The sequence below is a fragment of the Streptomyces sp. NPDC058307 genome (genome assembly GCF_042880295.1).
Classification (GTDB): Bacteria; Actinomycetota; Actinomycetes; order Streptomycetales; family Streptomycetaceae; genus Streptomyces.
In genome coordinates this window covers 300,508-319,698 of the sequence record NZ_JBHVYZ010000001.1, presented here as the reverse complement: position 1 = coordinate 319,698, position 19,191 = coordinate 300,508, and the positions used below count along the sequence as shown (strand labels likewise).

General features: G+C 68.4%; 12 protein-coding genes and 3 pseudogenes. 8 read left to right on the top strand and 7 right to left on the bottom strand.

The window, feature by feature from the left end:
• The first annotated feature begins 52 nt into the window (after positions 1-52).
• The 3 genes from rox (at position 53) to ACFVYN_RS01465 (ending at position 2,983) form a co-directional block, all read left to right on the top strand.
• The gene (gene rox / locus ACFVYN_RS01475) at positions 53-1,546 is read left to right on the top strand and encodes a rifampin monooxygenase (protein ID WP_389990829.1); all 1,494 of its coding nucleotides are present in this window, start codon (positions 53-55) and stop codon (positions 1,544-1,546) included.
• A gap of 139 nt (positions 1,547-1,685) precedes the next feature.
• Positions 1,686-2,273, top strand: a complete 588-nt coding sequence (locus ACFVYN_RS01470; protein WP_389990827.1) for a hypothetical protein — start codon at positions 1,686-1,688, stop codon at positions 2,271-2,273.
• Between the two features lie 98 nt (positions 2,274-2,371).
• On the top strand, positions 2,372-2,983 hold the full coding sequence (locus ACFVYN_RS01465; RefSeq protein ID WP_389990825.1) for a TetR/AcrR family transcriptional regulator: 612 nt from the start codon (positions 2,372-2,374) through the stop codon (positions 2,981-2,983).
• Between the two features lie 186 nt (positions 2,984-3,169).
• On the opposite strand, the gene ACFVYN_RS01460 is transcribed toward ACFVYN_RS01465, so the two are convergent.
• Positions 3,170-3,778, bottom strand: coding sequence for a TetR/AcrR family transcriptional regulator (locus ACFVYN_RS01460; protein WP_389990823.1), 609 nt, complete (start codon positions 3,776-3,778; stop codon positions 3,170-3,172).
• A gap of 90 nt (positions 3,779-3,868) precedes the next feature.
• On the opposite strand from ACFVYN_RS01460, the pseudogene ACFVYN_RS01455 reads away from it, so the two are divergent.
• The 4 genes and pseudogenes from ACFVYN_RS01455 to ACFVYN_RS01440 all read left to right on the top strand — a co-directional run bounded on the left by ACFVYN_RS01455 (position 3,869) and on the right by ACFVYN_RS01440 (position 6,545).
• Positions 3,869-4,610, top strand: a pseudogene (locus tag ACFVYN_RS01455) (SDR family NAD(P)-dependent oxidoreductase).
• 48 nt (positions 4,611-4,658) lie between these two features.
• Positions 4,659-5,051, top strand: coding sequence for an ester cyclase (locus ACFVYN_RS01450; protein WP_389990821.1), 393 nt, complete (start codon positions 4,659-4,661; stop codon positions 5,049-5,051).
• Positions 5,052-5,118: 67 nt separating this feature from the next.
• Entirely contained in the window at positions 5,119-5,805 is a 687-nt protein-coding gene (locus tag ACFVYN_RS01445; RefSeq protein WP_389990819.1) for an SDR family NAD(P)-dependent oxidoreductase, read from the top strand.
• A gap of 239 nt (positions 5,806-6,044) precedes the next feature.
• A complete protein-coding gene (locus tag ACFVYN_RS01440; RefSeq protein ID WP_389990817.1) occupies positions 6,045-6,545 on the top strand; it encodes a pyridoxamine 5'-phosphate oxidase family protein in 501 nt (166 codons plus the stop codon).
• Between the two features lie 87 nt (positions 6,546-6,632).
• Here ACFVYN_RS01440 and ACFVYN_RS01435 read toward each other — a convergent pair whose 3' ends face one another.
• The 4 genes and pseudogenes from ACFVYN_RS01435 to ACFVYN_RS01420 all read right to left on the bottom strand — a co-directional run bounded on the left by ACFVYN_RS01435 (position 6,633) and on the right by ACFVYN_RS01420 (position 13,978).
• Positions 6,633-10,796 (bottom strand): beta-galactosidase, encoded by a 4,164-nt coding sequence (locus tag ACFVYN_RS01435; RefSeq protein WP_389990815.1) that lies wholly within the window; start codon positions 10,794-10,796, stop codon positions 6,633-6,635.
• Positions 10,797-10,934: 138 nt separating this feature from the next.
• Positions 10,935-11,096 (bottom strand): annotated as a pseudogene (locus tag ACFVYN_RS01430) (sugar kinase); the annotation flags it as partial.
• 310 nt (positions 11,097-11,406) lie between these two features.
• Positions 11,407-12,501: a multiple monosaccharide ABC transporter substrate-binding protein gene (gene chvE, locus ACFVYN_RS01425; protein ID WP_389990813.1), complete on the bottom strand. Its 1,095-nt coding sequence runs from the start codon at positions 12,499-12,501 to the stop codon at positions 11,407-11,409.
• Positions 12,502-13,258: 757 nt separating this feature from the next.
• Entirely contained in the window at positions 13,259-13,978 is a 720-nt protein-coding gene (locus tag ACFVYN_RS01420) for a FadR/GntR family transcriptional regulator (protein ID WP_389990810.1), read from the bottom strand.
• A 252-nt stretch (positions 13,979-14,230) separates the two neighbouring features.
• On the opposite strand from ACFVYN_RS01420, the gene ACFVYN_RS01415 reads away from it, so the two are divergent.
• Positions 14,231-16,411: an alpha-L-fucosidase gene (locus ACFVYN_RS01415; RefSeq protein WP_389990808.1), complete on the top strand. Its 2,181-nt coding sequence runs from the start codon at positions 14,231-14,233 to the stop codon at positions 16,409-16,411.
• Positions 16,412-16,463: 52 nt separating this feature from the next.
• Here ACFVYN_RS01415 and ACFVYN_RS01410 read toward each other — a convergent pair.
• Together ACFVYN_RS01410 and ACFVYN_RS01405 are read right to left on the bottom strand one after the other, a co-directional pair.
• Positions 16,464-17,192, bottom strand: a pseudogene (locus ACFVYN_RS01410) (cellulose binding domain-containing protein); the annotation flags it as partial.
• Positions 17,117-18,877: a glycoside hydrolase family 27 protein gene (locus ACFVYN_RS01405; protein ID WP_389990806.1), complete on the bottom strand. Its 1,761-nt coding sequence runs from the start codon at positions 18,875-18,877 to the stop codon at positions 17,117-17,119. The pseudogene ACFVYN_RS01410 and the gene ACFVYN_RS01405, both read right to left, overlap by 76 nt.
• Positions 18,878-19,191 lie beyond the last annotated feature (314 nt).

The following is a 19,191-nucleotide window of genomic DNA, read 5'->3' as shown; positions in this document are numbered from 1 at the left end:
AGGTGTCGCCGGGAGCGCCTGGCCAACAAGGCACTCCCGAAAGGCAACACTCATGGACTCTCCGCAGTTCACCGCCGAGCCGTCGTCGGCTTCCGGCACCGATCGCACGCCCCTCGGGTTCGACTTCGACGTGATCATCGCCGGGTGCGGGCCGACCGGCGCGATGCTGGCCGCCGAACTACGGCTGCACGACGTGCGGGTGCTCGTGCTGGAGAAGGAAACCGAGCCCGTGTCATTCGTCCGCATCGTCGGTCTGCACATGCGCAGTCTCGAGCTGATGGCCATGCGCGGACTGCTGGACCGCATTCGCCGGCACGGCAGGCAGCGGCCGGTCGGCGGTCTCTTCGCCGCGATCAGCAAGCCCGCGCCCCAGGACCTGGATTCCGCCCATCCCTACCTCCTGGGAATCCCGCAGCCTGTCATCGTCGGCCTGCTCGAACAGCATGCGGCCCAACAGGGTGCGCAGGTCCGGCGCGGGTGCACGGTGGCGGGTTTCGTACAGGACGACGAGGGCGTGACCGTCGAGCTGGCCGACGGTGAACAACTGCGCTCGCGCTATCTCGTCGGCTGTGACGGCGGCCGCAGTACGGTGCGCAAGCTGCTCGGCGTCGGCTTCCCCGGTGAGCCCTCGCGGACCGAGACGCTCATGGGCGAGATGGAAGTGGGCGTGCCGCAGGAGGAGATCGCCGCCAAGGTGCACCAGATCCGGGAGACCCTTCATCGGTTCTGGCTACGGCCCTTCGGCGGAGGGGTCTACAGCGTCGTGGTCCCCGCCGCGGGGGTGAGCGACCGCGCGGAACCGCCCACCCTCGAGGATTTCCGACGCCAGTTGCGTGCCGTCGCCGGAACCGATTTCGGCGTGCACTCCCCGCGCTGGTTGTCCCGTTTCGGGGATGCCACCCGGCTGGCCGACCGCTATCGGGTCGGGCGGGTGCTGCTGGCCGGCGACGCGGCACACATCCATCCACCCACCGGCGGCCAGGGTCTCAACCTGGGCGTTCAGGACGCGTTCAACCTCGGCTGGAAACTGGCCGCACAGATCCGCGGCTGGGCTCCGGAAACACTCCTGGACACCTACCAGGCCGAACGTCATCCGGTCGCCGAGGACGTGCTGGACAACACCCGCGCCCAGATGGAACTCCTGTCCCCCGAACCGGGCCCGCAGTCCGTGCGCAGGCTGCTCACCGAGTTGATGGACTTCGACGCGGTGAACCGCCATCTGATCGAGAAGATCGCCGCGACCGGCATCCGCTACGACTTCGGCGACGGTCCCGACCTCCTCGGCCGCCGACTGCCCGACCTCGACCTGAAACAGGGCCGCCTCTACGATCAGCTGCACCGCGGCCGCGGCCTACTGCTGGACCGCACCGAACGCCTGACCGTCGGCGGGTGGTCGGACCGGGTCGACCACCTCGCGGACCCCACCGCGGCACTGGATGTTCCGTGCATCCTGCTACGCCCTGACGGCCACGTCGCCTGGATCGGCGACGACCAGCGCGACCTGAACGACCATCTCTCCCGCTGGTTCGGCACGCCCACCGACTGATCGGGGTTCGATGGGCGGAAGACCTGCCGGGGATCACGATCACCGGCAGGTCGGTCGTCAGCCGAGTCTCCTGCGACGGGCTGGGAATCGGACACCTTGTCGGTCACAGTGGACGTACTCGGTCGAGGAGGGGGGATCCGTGGCGGAGGACAACAGACGGTCGACGGAAGCCTGGCTGTTCGCGCTGGAGGCCGTCGTCGTGGCGCAGCCGAAGCGTTCGCGGTGGCGCACGTACAGGGGACCGGCTCTGACTGTGTCGACCGTGGAGGGGACTTTGCTCGCCCACGTCACGCACACCGACGACACGCACCTGCTCCTCACGAAGGCGTCCGGCGAGTGCCTCGTCCGTATCGAACAGTTCAGGCCGGCGAAGTTCCGCTTCACCGACGACACGGGCCGGGTGGTCGGCACCGCCGGTGCCGGAAGATTCATCAAGACCTGGCAGCTGAGCCTCCAGACGGAGCAAGGACGCCGGCTCCTCCTCACCCGGCGGGGTCATCTGTCCACCGAGTGGCAGCTCACGGAGACCGATCCGCACCGGAATCCGGCAGCGGAGATCCTCGGCCGGGTCACGGTGAGTACCCACGACGCGTGGATCGGACTGCAGCAGTACGTCGTCGAAACAGCTCCCGGTCTGGACGCCTCCGAGCGGCGGACCGTCATCGCCTCGGTCGTATGTCTGCACCTGCTCCGACGTCCTCCGGGCAGCAGCAGCGCGCCCGTATGAGCCGATCTGCCATCATGGCGAAGCGGAACCTTGTTCCACGGAACGATTCCGGACAGAGATCCGCTCTGCAATGTGATGACAGACGAAGGAGCCTCGCGGTGAGCGACAGTCGCCAGGGCACGGAGAAAACCGCCGGGTCACAGCGCAAGGATGTCCGGCGCAACAAGCAGATCCTGCTGGACGCGGCCGCCGCCGTCTTCGTCACCGCGGGCGTGGACGCGCCGGTGCGCGACATCGCGGCCCGCGCGGGGGTCGGGATCGGCACGATCTACCGGCACTTCCCCACCCGGGCGGACCTGATCGTCGCGGTCTTCCGCCATCAGGTGGAAACCTGCGCCGAGGCGGGCCCCGCGCTGCTGGCGAGCTGCCCCACCGCGTACGAGGCGCTGGAACAGTGGATCGACCTCTTTGTCGACTTCCTGGTGACCAAGCACGGGCTCGCCGCCGCCCTGCAGCACGACAACGCCGGTTTCGAGACCCTGCACGCCTACTTCATCGACCACCTCGTCCCGGTGTGCACGCAGCTCCTCGACTCGGCCGCGGCCGCCGGTGAGATCCGCTCCGACATCGGAGGACTCCAGCTGATGCGTGGCGTGGGCAACCTGTGCGTCGGCGCGGAGAACGACCCGAGCTACAACCCACGCACCCTGGTCTCCCTCCTCGTCGCGGGACTGCGCCGGCCGGCTAGGACCGGTGCCGGACCCGAGTGAGCCGTGCTCGGTCCGGCGGGTTGTCAACGCCTCTGGTCACGCCGCTCCGCATCGAGCTTGCCGTGCCGGACGCCTCGGTCCAGGCGCCTCGCGACCTACTGCTCAGCGCCGTACGGATAACCGAGCCGGACTTGCCGTAGCCGGCAACCGCTTGACCGGTGACCGGAAGACGCACGCCAGACGGTGTCATAGGACCGGCCAGTTGCGCAGGGCGGCGTCGGCCAGCTCCTGGAGTTCGTCGCGGCCCACACCGCTCGCCGCCTGTACGGCGATGCCGTAGGCGAAGGTGGTGACGTAGCGGGCCAGCAGCCCCGGGTCGGTGTGCGGAGGCAGATCGCCCTCGTCGACGGCCCGCTGGAACCGCTCTTGGATGCCGGAGCAGCCGTCGGCGCGCCAGGCGACGAGGAGGTCACGGACTTCCTGCCCGGAGTCGCTGGTGGACAAGGCACCCTGGACGCCGAGGCAGCCGTGGGGCTGGGCGGGACGGGTGGTGGTGCGAACCGCTCCTGCCAGGATCGCGGTGGCGACGCCGAGGGCGGTCGGCTCCTCAAGGGCGCGGGCCAGATAGGCGCTCGGGCCTTCGGTGTAGCGCTGCAGGACCTTGCGGAAGAGCTCCGCCTTGTTGCCGAAGGCCGCGTACATGCTGGTGGTGGAGATGCCCATGGCGTTCGTCAGGGCGGCCGTACTGGCGCCCTCGTAGCCGTGCTCCCAGAAAAGCAGCATGGCGCGCTCGAGCGCCTCGTCGGTGTCGAATCCGCGCGGTCGGCCCACGGGACTGTTCTTCTTCGTCTCCACTCCCGCAGCCTACCTCTTCTGCAGTGACCGCTGCGGAAGTGTTACGGTCGAGTTCCGCAGCGATCGCTGCAGAACTCGAAGGGGCCTTTCGTGGGACTACTTGAAGGCAAGACCGCTCTCGTCACCGGGGGCAGCACCGGCATCGGCCTGGCCAGTGCCGTCCGGCTGGCGGCCGAAGGCGCGCACGTGTTCGTGACCGGCCGGCGCAAGACCGAACTCGACGCGGCCGTCGAAGTGATCGGTTCAGCGGCCACGGCGGTGACCGGCGACATCTCGAGCCTCGACGACCTGGACCGGCTCTACGCGACGATCCGCAGCCGTGGACAGGGTCTGGACGTCCTGTTCACGAACGCGTCCGTCGCCGCGCTGGTGCCGCTGGAGCAGGTCACCGAGGACCACTTCGACAGCCTCTTCGGCATCAACGTCCGGGGCCTGCTGTTCACCGTCCAGAAGGCACTGCCGCTGCTCAACGACGGTGCGTCGGTCATTCTGAACGGCTCCACCAACGTGGACGTCGGCGACGAGGGCCTCGGCGTGTACGCGGCGACCAAGGCCGCCACCCGATCGTTCGCCCGGACCTGGGCCAACGAACTCAAGGGACGCGGTATCCCGGGTCAACACCGTCACCCCCGGACCGACCGACACCCCCGCCCTGTCGGGACTCACCCCCGACCCGGAAGGGTTCCAGCGGCAACTGGCGACACGTGTGCCGCTGGGCCGGCTCGCACGTCCCGAGGAGATCGCCGCGGCCGTGGCCTTTCTCGCCTCCGGGCAGAGCAGCTTCATCACCGGTTCGAGCCTGTACGTCGACGGCGGCCTGAACCAGATCTGAGCGCTCGCGCACCTCCTCACCCGTAACCGCCCCCGAAAGGGTCACCTCATGACCGACAGCGACCTGCGCGCCTTCTACCTGCGCTACATCAAGGCGCTCAACGCCCACGAGTTCGACGGAATGGACGAGTTCATCAACGACCGGACCACCCTGAACGGCGAGCCCGCCACCCGGGACGACCTCATAGCGGTTCAGAAGCACGACGTGGACGCCGTTCCAGACCTCCACTGGGAACTCGAGGAACTGCTCTTCGACGGTGACCGCCTGGCCGCGCGCCTGGTCAACACCGGTACCCCGGCGAAGACTTGGCTCGGCGTGGCTCCCACCGGCGCCTCTTTCGAGATCACCGAGTACGCCATCTACCAGGTCCGCGACGGACGGTTCGTCCACATGACCGCCCTGCACGACGCCGGTGAGCTTCTCCGGCAACTGACTGGCTGAGTCTTCGCCGCGACAGTCCGGACATCATCAACGGCCCTCTCGGGCCACATGACTTGTGAGGATACGCATGCCCATCACACTGATCACCGGAGCCAACAAGGGCATCGGCTTCGAAACAGCCAGACAACTGCTGGCGCTGGGACACGTCGTCTACATCGGTGCTCGTGACGTCGAGCGAGGCGAGAAGGCCGCGGCCGCGCTCGGCGCACAATTCGTGCAACTCGACGTCACCGACGACGCGTCGGTGAGCAGCGCGCTCGCGACGATCGACTCGGCCGAGGGCCGTCTCGACGTCCTGGTGAACAACGCGGGCATCCTGGGGCACGGGGTCATCGACGGCCCCACGGCTCTGCGGGCCTTCGACACCAACGCGGTGGGAATCGTGCGCGTCACGGAGGCGGCGCTTCCCCTGCTGCGCAAGTCCTCGAACCCCACCGTGGTCACCGTGTCCAGCAGCGCCGGATCCTTCTGGGCGGTGAACAATCCGGAGCGGCCGGAGTTCAACCTGCCGTTGGCGCTGTACTCCGCGTCCAAGTCCGCGGCCACCATGCTCACGGTCCAGTACGCCAAATCCCAGCCGGGCATCAAGTTCAACGCGGTCGAGCCCGGGACCACCGCGACCGACCTCACCGCGGCGTTCGGAGTCGGAAGGACGCCGGAGGAGAGCGCCGAGGTCGTCGTACGCCTGGCAACTCTCGACGCGGACGGCCCGACAGGAACCTTCCAGGACGAGAACGGAGTCGTGCCCTGGTAACCAGGTGAACCGGGCGGGGGCAGTCCCGGCGGGTCGGCCGGAGTCTTCTCCGGCAACAAAAAGCACGCTGCCGCTCAGGTACCCCACACAGCGGCTCAGGCAATGATCACGCGAATCCTGCCCTCGTCGCCTCTTCGCATGCGCTCCCGGTGTCGAGAAGGTGGCTCCGGCTCCGTCCCAGGTGTGACCGACGCCCAACGATCCGTCGGCGGACCGGGAATGACAACGGAGGAGCGACCATGCAGCCGAACGAGATCATCGAGGTTCTGAACCGACCGATCAGCCAGGAACTGCTGGCCCGTGACGTGGCCCGTCTGGCGTACGTCGCGAAGGACGGCACACCCCGTAACGTCCCGATCGCGTTCGTCTGGAACGGCTCGGAGATCGTCATGTGCACCACGAAGAACGCCCCGAAGCTCCCGGCCCTGCGAGAGAACCCGGCGGTCGCCCTGACGATCGACACCGAGGTGCACCCACCCAGGATCCTGCTCATCCGGGGCCGGGCCGAGCTGGACTTCGTCGACGGCATCCCGGACGAGTATCTCCAGCCGACCAGCAGCTACGAGATGACCCCCGAGCAGCGGGTCGAGTGGGAGGCGGAGGTGCGTTCGCTCTACCACGACGGCATGGTCCGGATCGTCGTGACCCCGACCTGGGCGAAGTTGATCGACTTCGAGACGACACTGCCGAGTGCGGTCGAGGAACTGGTCCGGCAGCGCGAACAGCGTCAGCGCGCCTGACCACAGTCACGGTGACGCATCGCTGATGCCCATGCCTCGCGAGGCATGGGCATCAGGATGGCGCGACTCACTTCCCTGCTACGGCCGTCAGCCGCACGTCAGTGTCGGTACCGCCCAGTCGCCGTGGTCGTTGCCGTTGCCGTCACCCCCGTCGCCGACCTTGAGGTCGACCACCTGGGCGCCGCTCACGTCGACGTCGATGGGGACGGCGGCCTGTCGGCCGCTGATCGTCGGCGTGGTGACCAGCGTCCTGCCGTCGGCGATCACGGAGAACGTGACCGTGCCCGCCCCGCCCGTCTCGTCGTCGACCCCTACCTGCGCCGTCAACCGGGAGCAGTTTCCGGCGAGGTAGAGCTGCACGTCGCTGAGCGCATTGGTGCCGAGGCCCTTGGCGTAGCCCACTCCGCCGATACTGATCGCACGGCCGTCCCCGGCGGCCTGCTCGCCGACGCTGCTGTCGCGCTCGACCGGGCCCCACCCGTTGGTGGAGGACAGGAACGGCAGGTCGCTCACCGCGTTCTTCCCGGCCGGTGGAGCCGGTGGTATCCCGCCGACGATGCGCTCGTCGGCTCCGGTGTGCTGCCGTCCGTTCTGGTCGTACCGCACCGTGGTGGTGAGTGCCGATGCGGAGGGCAGATCCCCGGTCGGTGGCCGGACCGTCCAGGTGAAGGTCGCCGACCCGCCCGGCTGCAGGCGCTTGAGGGACACGGGGCTCGGATCGCTCACGGTCCAGCCGTCGGGAGCCGAGAGCGAGGCCGTGAGCCGGGAGGCGGACGATCCGCTCTTGGGCACCCGCACGGTCGTCCGGGCCGTGAAGGTCTCCCCCGGCTGCGCTGTGTCGGGCACGTCCAGGGTGACCTCCGCGCCCGGAGGTCTCGGCATCGCGTACTTCCGGGAGTCGTAGCGGGGGCTGTCGTTCTGCGCGACACGCAGGGAGGAGGCGTAGCTGCCGTAGTCGGTGAGCGAGACCTTGCCGAGGCCGCCGGTGCTGCCGTCCAGGTTCCACACCGCGATGGCGATGCTGTTACGGCCGTTCGGGTCGAGGATGCCGTTCGGGACGGGGAACGTGCGCTGCGGGCCGAGGTAGTTGACGTAGTTGCCGACCTGCCAGCCGTTCACGAAGATCGTGGCCCGGTACTTGCGTGCCGGGTCGTCGGTGAACGTCAGGCCGAGTGAGGTGTCCTGGCCCTTCGGCAGGTCCAGCCTGGCCTCGGTCCGATACCACGAGACCCCGGGGCGGGTGTCGGTCGTCGGCAGGGACACCTTCTTCCACTTGGCGTCCGGGTAGCCCGGCAGGGACCAGCCCGCCCGCTCGCCGTACAGGCCGCCCGTCGACAGCGGGCCGCGCACCGTGTCCTGAAGGTCCTCGCCACCGCGTACGCCCTGAAGGCGCCAGGTGACGGAGGTCAGCGGTGCTCCGACGAGGGAGGCGCTGGTCAGGCCGCGCGCGGTCTTGTTGCCGTTGGTGGAGTTGTAGTCCTCCTCGTGCCCCATGTTCACGGTGAGCACGGAGAGGACGTTGTCGCCCTTGGACTTGACCGAACCGGCCGGGAAGGTGAAGTCGGCGCTCCCGGTGGTGGAGCTGCCCAGGAAGGTGCCGTTGAGCCAGGCGGAGAACGCCTGCGCGCCTCCCCCGGAGTCCGAGACCAGGTGGATGCCGGTCTCCTTGCCGGCGGCGTGGAAGCGGCCGCGGTACCAGGTGTTGCCGGTGTGGAAGCCGTAGTCGTCCGCGTAGAGCACCGGCAGCTTGTTGATGCCGGACACGCTGTTGGTCGTGGTCTTGTCGGCCACCTGCCAGCCCGTGTCGTCGAAGCCGGGAGCCGCTTCGGGGGACTCCTCGGCGTGCTTCCAGTTCGTCAGGGCGGGAAGGTGGATCGCGGCGGCGGTCGGGATCCTGCCGGTGAGGCTTCCGGTGTCGGTGGTCCGGGTGTCCACCTTCCGGCCGTTCCAGGTGACACGGGCCGCGGAGGTGAACACCTCGATGTTCTGGTCGTCGGCGTTGTCACCGGTCAGCGCCACGGTGCGGCCGCCGTTCAGACTGGTCGCCGTGCGCAGCAGGTGCGTGCCGCGCACCAGGACCGGGCCGGTCGCGGTGTCCTGGCGCCAGAACGTCTTCGCCGTGGCCTTGTCGCCCACGAGCAGCAGCAGCGGGCGCTGTCCGCCGCCGCTGACGCTGATCCGGATCAGGCCCTTGTGGGTGTAGTTCAGCCTCAGGTCGCCGGTGGCCGGGTCCCAGGTGGTCGTGACGGTACCGCCGGTGGCGGTCACCGTGGGCTTGGAGGCGTAGCGCAGGACGGTCTCGCCGTCGCTGTCAGGGTCGCCATAGAGCACCGCGAGGTCCCGGTCGCCGATGGTCGCGCCGGTCATGATCTCGGAGGTCGAGTACTGCAACTGGGCATCCCCGAGGCGGTAGTTCGCCACGATCACGTGGGAGTCGCGTCCGTCGAGCGTGATCGCGGTGCCCGGCTGCTGGGGCACGACCGGGTAGGTCGGCTCCTCGGCAGCGGTACCCGTCGGGATGTCGATGGCGTCGATGGCCACGTAGTTGTCGGTGGAACCCGAGCTGTGGTTGCCGGCGACGACGATCTTCAGCGTGTGCGCCCCTGCCGCCAGTCCGGTCTTCTGGAAGACGACCGCCTGGCTCTCGCCGCCGGAGTCGTCGACCGTCGCCACCTTGGTGCCGTCGAGGTAGACGTCGGCGTTGCCGTGGTTGTTCGTCTTCGAACCGATCCAGCGGATCGCGGTGCCGTCGAAGGGGACGGTGAGCGAGTCACCGGCCTTGTTGGAGAACGACTCGGTCTTCTTGTAGTCGCCGCCGGTGTAGCTCTGGTTGGCCACGTGCGACCACGAACCGGCGTACTGCAGCGCGGAGTCGGGGTCGTCCCAGGTGTAGGTGGTGTCCCCGGCCGGCTGGGCGTTGAAGTCCAGTGAGATGTGGGCCTTGTCGACCGCCGTGGACGTGGAGTTCCCGTGCCGCAGCACGTGGAACTGCGTCTTGGTGTCCGGGTTCATCCGGGCGGTGTCGACGACCGCGGAGTCGTCCGGGGGCGTGCTCCTGATCGCGTCGGTCTTGGTCAGCGGGGCCACCGACTGGGTGAAGTACCCGATCAGCTTGTCCTCGTCGTACTTCGGATCGAGCTGCCGGGTCTCGCGGATCGCGGCTCCGTAGTCGTACGACGTGTAGTTCTGGGGCATGCTCAGCCAGCCCCAGTTGGTGCCGCCGTAGGTCATGTAGAAGCTCTGCGCGGTCGCGCCGACGGCGATGTTCTGCTTGTAGAAGACGTTGGCGAACTGGTCGTTGATCAGCTGGGCGCACTTGTCGTAGCCCGGCCCGCCCCAGGGGTCGAAGGCACCGCCCTGGAACTCGGGCGAGTACAGCGGCTTGCCGGCCGGGTGGTCGTAGCTGATGTCGGGGACGCCGTTCCACTTGGTGGGGTTGGAGCAGTCGAAGCCCTGCGGATAGGAGTCCGGGCCGTCGACGTCCAGGGCGCCGGCACCGGAGTTGAAGGTGCCGTTGTTGTTGCCGGTCAGCGGCACGGTGATGCCGTCGGCGCGGGCCTTGTCCTCCAGGTGCTGCATGTAGGAACGGGCGGCGGCGGAGCCGTTGTAGTACTCGTTCTCGACCTGGTAGGCGATGACGGAACCGGTGCCGTTGGTGAGTTGATGCCGGGCGATGATCTTGTCGATCTGCGTCAGCCACTCGTCCGCGTACTTGAGGAACCGCGGGTCGTCGCTGCGGTTGTTCTCCGCCTTGGTGGTCAGCCAGCCGGGCAGGCCGCCGCTGTCGACCTCCGCGTTGATGTACGGCGCGGGGCGCGCGATGACGTAGAGGCCGGCTTCCTCGGCCATGTCGAGGAGCTTGTCGACGTCACGGACCCCGGTGAAGTCGTACACGCCCGGCTTGGGCGAGTGGTAGCCCCAGTCGAAGTACAGCGAGGTGGAGTTGAAGCCGGCGGCCTTCATCTTCTGGAATATGTCCCGCCACAGGTCCGGGCTCGGGAGCCGGAAGTAGTGGAACTCGCCGGACCACAGGTAGGTGCGCTTGCCGTCGACGAGGAACGAGTAGCCGTCGAGACTCACCGTGTGCGGCTGCGCGTCGGCGGCGGGTGCCGGTCCTCCGGCTTCCCGTGCCACGGCGGGCGCGGTCATGCCCACGGCCAGGGCGAGGGTCGCGGCGGTCGCGAGGACCGCCCTCCACCACCCGCGGCGACCGGGTCTCGCCGTCTCTCTATCGGTCCGATTGCCTCGCACTGCGGCCTCCTTCTCGCCTGAACGATCAGCATCAAACAGACTCAGGCAAAGTCGAACAGTAGGGGGGCAGTTGGCTGAGCACAATGGGGCGGGAGAAGACGGACGGGGCGTCGGGGGCAGAAGGTTGGCCCGGGTCGCTCAGGACGCGGTCGTTCGCCGCTCGAACACCACCTCCCGGGCCGTCCCGAGCGCTGTCGCCACCGCACCGAGGAGGACCGCGTCCTCGCCCAGGCGGCTGGGGGCGAGCTTCGGGCGCAGCGGGGTCAGGGCCTTGAGGTTGTCGCGCACCGGCTTCAGCAGATGGCAGTCGTCGGGCGGCGTCGCCGGTGCCGCACCCGGCTCGCTGGCCTCACGGCCCTGATGGTGCGCCGTCGGGGCGGTCTCAGCCTCGAAGGCTTCTGACCGACCCCTTGATCGTCTCACTCCAGTGGCCAACCCCCACTCCGCTGAAGCCCTGTCGGACGAACTGGACAGCCACGTCAACTGCCATTCACCAGCGGCTGGGGATCCTGCGAGAACAGCATCTCGACGAATACGGCGCGTTGCTCCGAGAGTTGTCCGAGCGGCAGCCAGCCTGAGGGCCGGGGCCGGTCGCGGCCACATCCCGTCGCTACGTGAGCTCCTCGGCGGTGTAGTAGCCGTCCCTGACCAGTACTTCGACGTTGGTCTTGTCGAGGCTCTGCGGCTGGAGCAGGTAGGCGGGCACGTCCTTGACGCCGTCGTTGTAGCTGAACCGGTCGTTGATCCGCGGCGCCCGGCCCCTGAGGATGTCGTCGACCATCCACGCGGCGGCCTCGGCGAGGGAGCGGACGTCCTTGTAGACGGTCTGCGACTGCCGGCCCGCGATGATCGACTTCACCGAGGGCAGCTCGGCGTCCTGGCCCGTGACGATCGGGAGGGGCTTGCCGGCGGAGCCGTAGCCCTGCGCCTCCAGCGCGGACAGGACACCCCGGGAGATGCCGTCGTACGGCGACAGGACCGCGTCGAGCGTCCTGCCGACGTACCACCGGGTGAGCAGGCCGCTCATGCGCTTCTGTGCGGTGGGTCCGTCCCAGCGCGGGGTGGTGAGCCGGCCCAGCGAGGTCTGACCGGACGGGACGACCAACTGCTTGCTGCCCAGGAACGGTTGCAGGAGCGCCATGGATCCGTTGAAGAAGTACTTGGTGTTGTTGTCGTCGGGGGAACCGGCGAAGAGCTCGATGTTGAACGGGCCCTTGCCCTTCTCCAGGCCGAGCTTCTCGATGATGTAGCTGGCTTCCATCCGGCCGACCATCTCGTTGTCGAAGGAGACGTAGTAGTCGACGTTCCCGGTGCCGAGGATGAGCCGGTCGTAGGAGATCACCGGGATGCGCGCGTCGGAGGCGCGCTGAAGCACGCCCTTCAGCGACCTGGCGTCGATGGCCGCGATGATCAGCGCGTCGACGCCCTGCTCGATCAGGGTCCCGATCTGTGACAGCTGGGCTTTCGGGTCGTCGTCGCCGTAGACCAGCTCGGTCTTGTACCCCCGTCTCTTCAGACCCTCGACGACGCTCTTGCCGTCGGCGAGCCAGCGCTCGGAGGACTGGGTGGGCATGGCGATGCCGACCGTACCGCCCTCGGAGCGGCTCTGGGAGCTGGCCTCGCTCTCCTTGCCGCAGGCGGACACGGTAAGGGCGAGGGAGGCGGTTCCGGCGAGGGCGGCGAGGGCGGCTCTTCGGTTGAGCATCGTGAATGGGTCCTTGTTCTTCTCGTCGTTGACGCGATGACGGCGCATCAGACGTGCAGGTACCCGGACGGGTGCCGTGCGGGTGGAGCGGGTGGATACCCGGTTGCCCTGGACGGGCCGAACGTCAGGGGGTCGGTGGTCCTGCCGTACAGGCCTGCCTTCCGCTGTTGCGGGCATGCACAGAGGAACTGCCTTCGGATGTCCGAGATTTCGTCACGCGTTCTATATGGCGGCGCGACGGTAGAGGCAGGTGAGGAAGATGTCAACGGTGTGAACACGATCGGTTACAGAGAGCGTGTGCGGGACGGGAACGCCAGACCGGGGTAGCCATGAAAGCCGGCCCACACGACAGGAAGGACTGCCCCGTCCACCTGTGCACGCCGACGGGAGTCACGGCCCTGGCCGGGCCTGGCGCCCGGGAACACGGCCTCGGAGTCCTGGCGGGACCCCGTCAGGTCTGTGGTGCCGTGGGGGCAGGTGCCGCCTCCTGGAGCAGCCCTCCAGGAGGTCTTCCGCCATCAGCGTCAGCCGGGTTGAGACCAGACGGACGAGCATCACGCGGGAGGAGTTCTTGTCCCGCCGGTGTTCGCAGCCCATGTCAGCCTGCGGCGGGCCACCATCCGGTCGTACCAGGTCAGCCTCGCCCGGGCCTTCTTGCCGTGCCGGCGATGTCGGGGGCGCCTCGCGCGCAGCAAGTCAGTAGGACCAGGCCCTTGGCGGCCCTGACCCATGAGGACGCGGGCGGGAGGGCTCCCCGTCAGCCCGCGGTCGTACCGGCGGGAAGGACCTCGGCCGAGCGCAGGTGCTCCTTCAGCCAGCGCTCGGTGTTGCTCACGTGCAGCAGCGCCGCCGCCTGGCTGAGGGTCGCATCGCGTGCGGCCAGGGCCTCGAAGATCGCCTCGTGCTCGGCGAGGGTGCGGCCCGCCGCCTGGGTGTCGACCAGGCCGCGCCAGATCCGGGCACGCAGTGTGCGGCCGGAAATGCCCTCCAGGAGCGCGAGCAGGGATTCGTTGCCCGTGGCCGAGACGACGGCCCGATGGAAGGCCGCGTCATGGGCGTTGAGCCGTTCGACGTCCTCACACGCCTCACGCATGGCATCCAAGTGCCACTTTACTTCGGCCAGTTGGTCCTCGGAGATCCGGGTCGCGGCCAGCGCCGTGGCAACCGGTTCGAGGAGCCGCCGTACCTCCATGAGGTCCTGCAGGGCGACCGAGTCGCCCTGCAGGAGTTCCACCGCACCCCCGAGTCCCTCCAGGAGAAGGCTCGGCTGGAGGCTGGTCACATAGGTGCCGTCGCCCCGCCTGACCTCCAGGATCCGTGCCACGGCCAGAGCCTTGACCGCTTCGCGGGCGAGGTTGCGGGACAGTCCCAGCTGCGCGGCGAGATCCGGCTCCGGAGGAAGCTTCGATCCCGGAGGCAGCGCTCCGGTCCGGATCAGCTCACGGATCTGCTCGATCGCCTTGTCCGTCAGAGACACCGCGCATCCCTTCCTCCACGTCGCGCCCGAAGAAAAGGCGTGCAGAGATGGTCCCACGCGCCTCACAGACCTCGGCGATCGCCGCAATACATGTGATGTCTGCCTGATCGAATTACCCAAGTAGACGTGACAAGTAGGGCAACTTGCCCTACCTCACCACCACTTTCATCCCTTCACACTGATTGACATCCCAGGGAGCCATGGCAGAGCGTCATGCGTAACAAGCGGCCCCCACGCCCCAGGGATGTCTCCATGTCGAGTTCCATCAGCAGACGCAACTTGCTGGCCGGTGCCGCCGAGGCGGCGCCCAGCACGTACACGCCCGACTGGAACTCGGTCGACCAGCACCCGCCGGCCCCGGAGTGGTTCCAGGACGCGAAGTTCGGCATCTACTTCCACTGGGGCGTCTTCAGCGTCCCCGCCTTCGACAACGAGTGGTATCCGCGCACCATGTACGAGGCCGGGAGCGACGCGAACCGGCATCACATCGCGACCTACGGCCAACCGACGGCCTGGCCGTACCACAACTTCATCAACGGGGCGCGGGACCTGGCGGGCAACACCGTGCAGTTCGCACCGAAGCTGAAGTCGGCCGGCGGGAAGTTCGACCCCGACGAGTGGGCGCAGTTGTTCGTCGACGCCGGCGCCAGGTTCGCCGGGCCGGTCGCCGAGCACCATGACGGCTTCTCCATGTGGGACAGCCAGGTCAACGAGTGGAATTCGGTGAAGAAGGGCCCGGGCCTCGACCTGCTTGGGCTGTTCTCCACGGCGATCCGCGCCAAGGGCCTGAAGCTGCTGGTGGCCATGCACCACGCGTACCACTTCAACGGCTTCTACGAATTCGCCCCGGCACAGACGGAACCCAGCCTGCAGAAGCTCTACGGGCAGCTGGGTGCGGCCGCGGAGAACCAGCTCTGGTACGACAAGCTCAAGGAGGTCGTCGACCGCGCCCAACCCGACATCCTCTGGCAGGACTTCAAGCTCGACGCCGTCGCCGAGGCGCAGCGCCTCGACTTCCTCTCCTACTACTACAACCAGGCCGACAGCTGGGGCCGCGAGGTCGTCGCCACCTACAAGGACGGCATGAACGGCCAGGGCGAGGTCTTCGACTACGAACGCGGCGGCCCGGGCGACCTCACCACGCCGTACTGGCTGACCGACGACAGCATCTCCAGCAGCAGCTGGTGCTACACGCAAGGCATCGGCTACTACACCGTCCAGCAGATGCTGCACTCGTTCATCGACCGGGTCAGCAAGAACGGCAACGTGCTGCTGAACATCGCGCCGATGGCCGACGGCACCATCCCCCAGGCGCAGAAGGACATCCTGCTCGGTATCGGTGACCACCTGAGGCGCTTCGGCGAGTCGGTGTACGCGACCCGGGCCTGGACGACGTACGGCGAGGGTCCGACGAAGATGGGCGGCGGCGCCTTCACCAGCCCGACCGCCGGTACCCCACAGGACATCCGCTTCACCGGAGACAAGGCAGGCAACGTCCTGTACGCCACCGTCCTGGGCTGGCCCGGCGGTTCACTGACCATCAAGACGCTCGGCTCGGACCGGATCAACCTCTCGTCGCTGACCTCGGTCAAGCTTCTCGGCTCCACCGCCGGCACCTACCTCGACCTGCCCACGCCGGCCCAGGACTCCTCCGGGCTCACCGTCACCCTGCCGTCCTCGGCGCCGTACGGTGCCAACGCCTACGTGCTGAAGCTCGCCTTCTCCGGTCCGATCCCCGCTCTGCGGCCGCTCGCCGGCGCCGTCGTCTTCACGGACATCGGCTACACCGGCAAGGCCGCCGTGCTCGGCGTCGGCGACCACACCGCGGCGGACCTGAGCGCGGCCGGGCCTGGGCCGGGCACCCTCTCCTCCCTCCGGCCGGCCCCCGGCTACCAGGTGATCGGCTACTCCGGCGACGACTTCACCGGAACCGCGTGGACGTTCACCGCCGACAACCCCGATCTGCGGGTCACCGGCAACAACGACCGGATCACCTCGCTCAGGGTCCAGTTCAACCCGGCGACGTACTTCCGGGTCGTCAACGCCACCGACGGTCTCGCGCTGGACAGGGGCGGTGACGTGGCCTCCGGCGCCGACCTCAAGCAATGGACCTGGGGCGGCAGTTCGAACCTGCAGTGGCATGCGGAGGCCGTCGGAGGCGGCTACCACCGGCTGGTCAACCGCACGAACGGCATGGTCGCCGACGGATGGGGCGCCACCGAGGACGGCTCCGCCGCCCGGCAGGCACCCTGGAACGGCGGCACCAACCAGCAGTGGACCATCATCCACCGGGGCGGCGACCGCTACTCGATAGCCAACCGCACCACCGGACTGGTCCTCGACGGCGGCGGCAACGTCGCGTCGGGCTCCGTCACCAAACAGTGGACCTACGACGGCAGCACCAACCTGCTGTGGAGCTTCACGGCGGTGTAGTCGGCCTCTTTGTAGTGGGCCTCTCTGTATTCGGCCTCTGCGGTCGGTCCGGTCAACTCCCCGATACGGCACAGGCGTTGCCGTTGAGGGTGTAGGAGCCCGGCGCGGCCGTGTCGCCGGTGTGGACGGCCTGGTAGCAGATGCCGACGGAGGCGCCCGGCGCGATCGTGGCGTTGTGGGCGAGGTTCCTGGCCGCAACCTGGCCGGAGGCGGGTGAGTAGTCCGCGTTCCAGCCGGAGGTCCGGAACTGTGTGAAGTACTTCCACACCTCTCCCGGCATCCAGGTCCGGCCGCTGTCACCGGGTGTCCCGTCCTGCGGGGCGGCGATGTGTCCCTCGTCGAACGCTGCCCAGGCGACCGGATGCCCGGCCGAGCAGCCCGAGTAGGTGGTGACCCGGTGCGTCAGGCTGCCCTGGGCGGGCGGGTTCTGGGGGGTGCAGCCGTTGTTCCTGACGAACCGGTCCCGCATCGCCCTCCCGCCGGAGATGCCGAGGACGTTGTCCCTGAGGCCGTGCACTCCGAGGTAGGCGATGGGCTGGGTGCCGCCGCCGCATCCGCTGAGCTGTCCGCCGCTCTGCACCGCGACCGCGCGCAAGACCGTGGCGCGCTCGCACGCGAGGGCGTACGACATGGCGGCGCCGTAGCTGAAGCCGAGCGCGAAGCGCTGGGTGGTGTCGACGCACAGGTCCGCCTCGATCCGCCGGATCATGTCGTCGACGAAGGCGACGTCCTCCCCGCCGGAGTTGGCCCAGCCGTTGTCGAGGCCCTGTGGGGCGTAGTAGGCCCCGTGCCCGTGTCGACCGTGCGGCCGGTGGCGACGTCGGTGCGGGTCCACCTCTGACCGGTCTGACCGTTGCAGCTCCACAGGACCAGTGGCGTTCCGTTGGCGGTGCCGGACCGGTCGGCGTCGAGGCACAGCCCGGCGTGGAGGTTGCGGATCGTCCCGTCGGAGCCGAGGGTCCACTTCTGGTTGTCCTGGCCGTTGCAGGTCCAGGTGATGACCCGGGTTCCGTTGGTGGTGCCCTGGTCGTAGGCGTCGAGGCACTTGTCGCCGTAGACGCGGATCTCGCCGCCGGCCCACGTGGTCCACAGCTGGTTCGCGGCCGTGTGGCAGTCCCAGATCAGTGCGGTGGCTCCGGCCGCGGTGGAGGCGTTGTCCACGTCCAGGCAGCGGCCGGAGGCGTTGCCGCGCAGTCGCGAGGTGGTGGCGGCCAGCGGGCTGCCGCCGCTCACCCGGAACACGGCCACGTCGTGTGCGGGGACGCTCGCCGAGATCTGCCCGGAGGTGCTGGAGGTACCGCCGCTCCACAGGTCCGTCAGGGTGAACGACCCTCCGGACAGCCCGACTTGTGCGGCCGAGGTGGTGAGGGTCGCGGTGCCGCTGCCCCGGTTGAACAGCCCGATCGCGACCGAGCCGTCGGACAGGGGCTTGGCGAACACCTCGGCGCTGCCGTCGTCGCGGACCCGGCGCCCGCCGGCGCCCAGTGCGTCCTGGTTCACCGCCAGGAGACGCGGGTTGCGCAGGATCGCGCTCACGTCGGCGGACATGGTGCGGATGTCGTTGCCGGCCATGAGCGGTGCGGCCAGCAGGGACCACAGGGCGAAGTGCGAGCGGGACTCCGTGAGCGACAGACCAGGGCGGCCCACGACCAGCATGTCGGGGTCGTTCCAGTGCCCCGGGCCGGACTGGGCCGCCAAGGGCGCGGTGATGTCCAGGACGTTGCCGACGCCCATCGGATAGCTGTTGGTGTTGCCGTTCTGCCAGATGTCGAGGAGGTCCTCGGTCGTCCGCCACAGGTCGGCGACCTCGCCCCAGTTGTACGTGGCGCCGGTGATGGCGTGGAAGCTGTTGGGGTTGATGCTGTAGACGATCGGCCGTCCGGTGGCACGCAGGGCGTCCCGCATCAGCGAGAAACGCGCGACCTGTTCGTCGCGGGTGCCGCTGGAGGAGCACCAGTCGTACTTGAGGTAGTCGACGCCCCACGAGGCGAAGGTCGAGGCGTCCTGGACCTCGTGCCCCCTGCTGCCCGTCGATCCCGGATAGAGGCCGCTGGTCTGTGCGCAGGTGCGCTCGCCCGGCACCTGGTAGATGCCGAACTTCAGGCCCTTGCCGTGGATGTAGTCCCCGAGCGCCTTCATCCCGCTCGGGAACTTCGTCGGACTGGCCCGGAGGTTGCCGGCCGCGTCACGCTGCGGGTCGAACCAGCAGTCGTCGACCACCACGTACCGGTAGCCGGCGTCCCGCATGCCCGAGGAGACCATCGCGTCGGCGGCCTGGCGGACCTGCGCCTCGGAGACCCCGCACCCGAAGCTGTTCCAGCTGTTCCAGCCCAAGGGCGGGGTGAGAGCGGGGCTGCCGGGGGCGGCCGAAGCGGTGAAGTGGACGGAAGCCGCCAGGGACGCGGTGACGGCCAGCGCGGTGGCCGCAAGGACGCGGAGCAGTCGTCCGGTTGAGGGTCGGAGCATCGGTGACTCCTTTCAAGACAGTGGATGAAACCGCGCAGGGCGGTCGGCATGTCAGGGACATGACATCTATCTGCAGTTCGAAATTTCGGTCATGTTTCGGATCGTTGGCCGTACGGATGCTAGGGAGGATCCTGTGCATGTCAACACCTGACAGGCCGTCGCCTCTTTGCTTCGGTGCGCCCGGAGGGGCCAGTTGATCGAAATATTTCGGCATCGACAGCGAATCCTGCGAGAGCCATTGACGGGATGTGTCAGGCACATATCATCCTGGTTGCTCGACGCGTCAGTCGACGTTCGCACTCTCGAACGAGCAG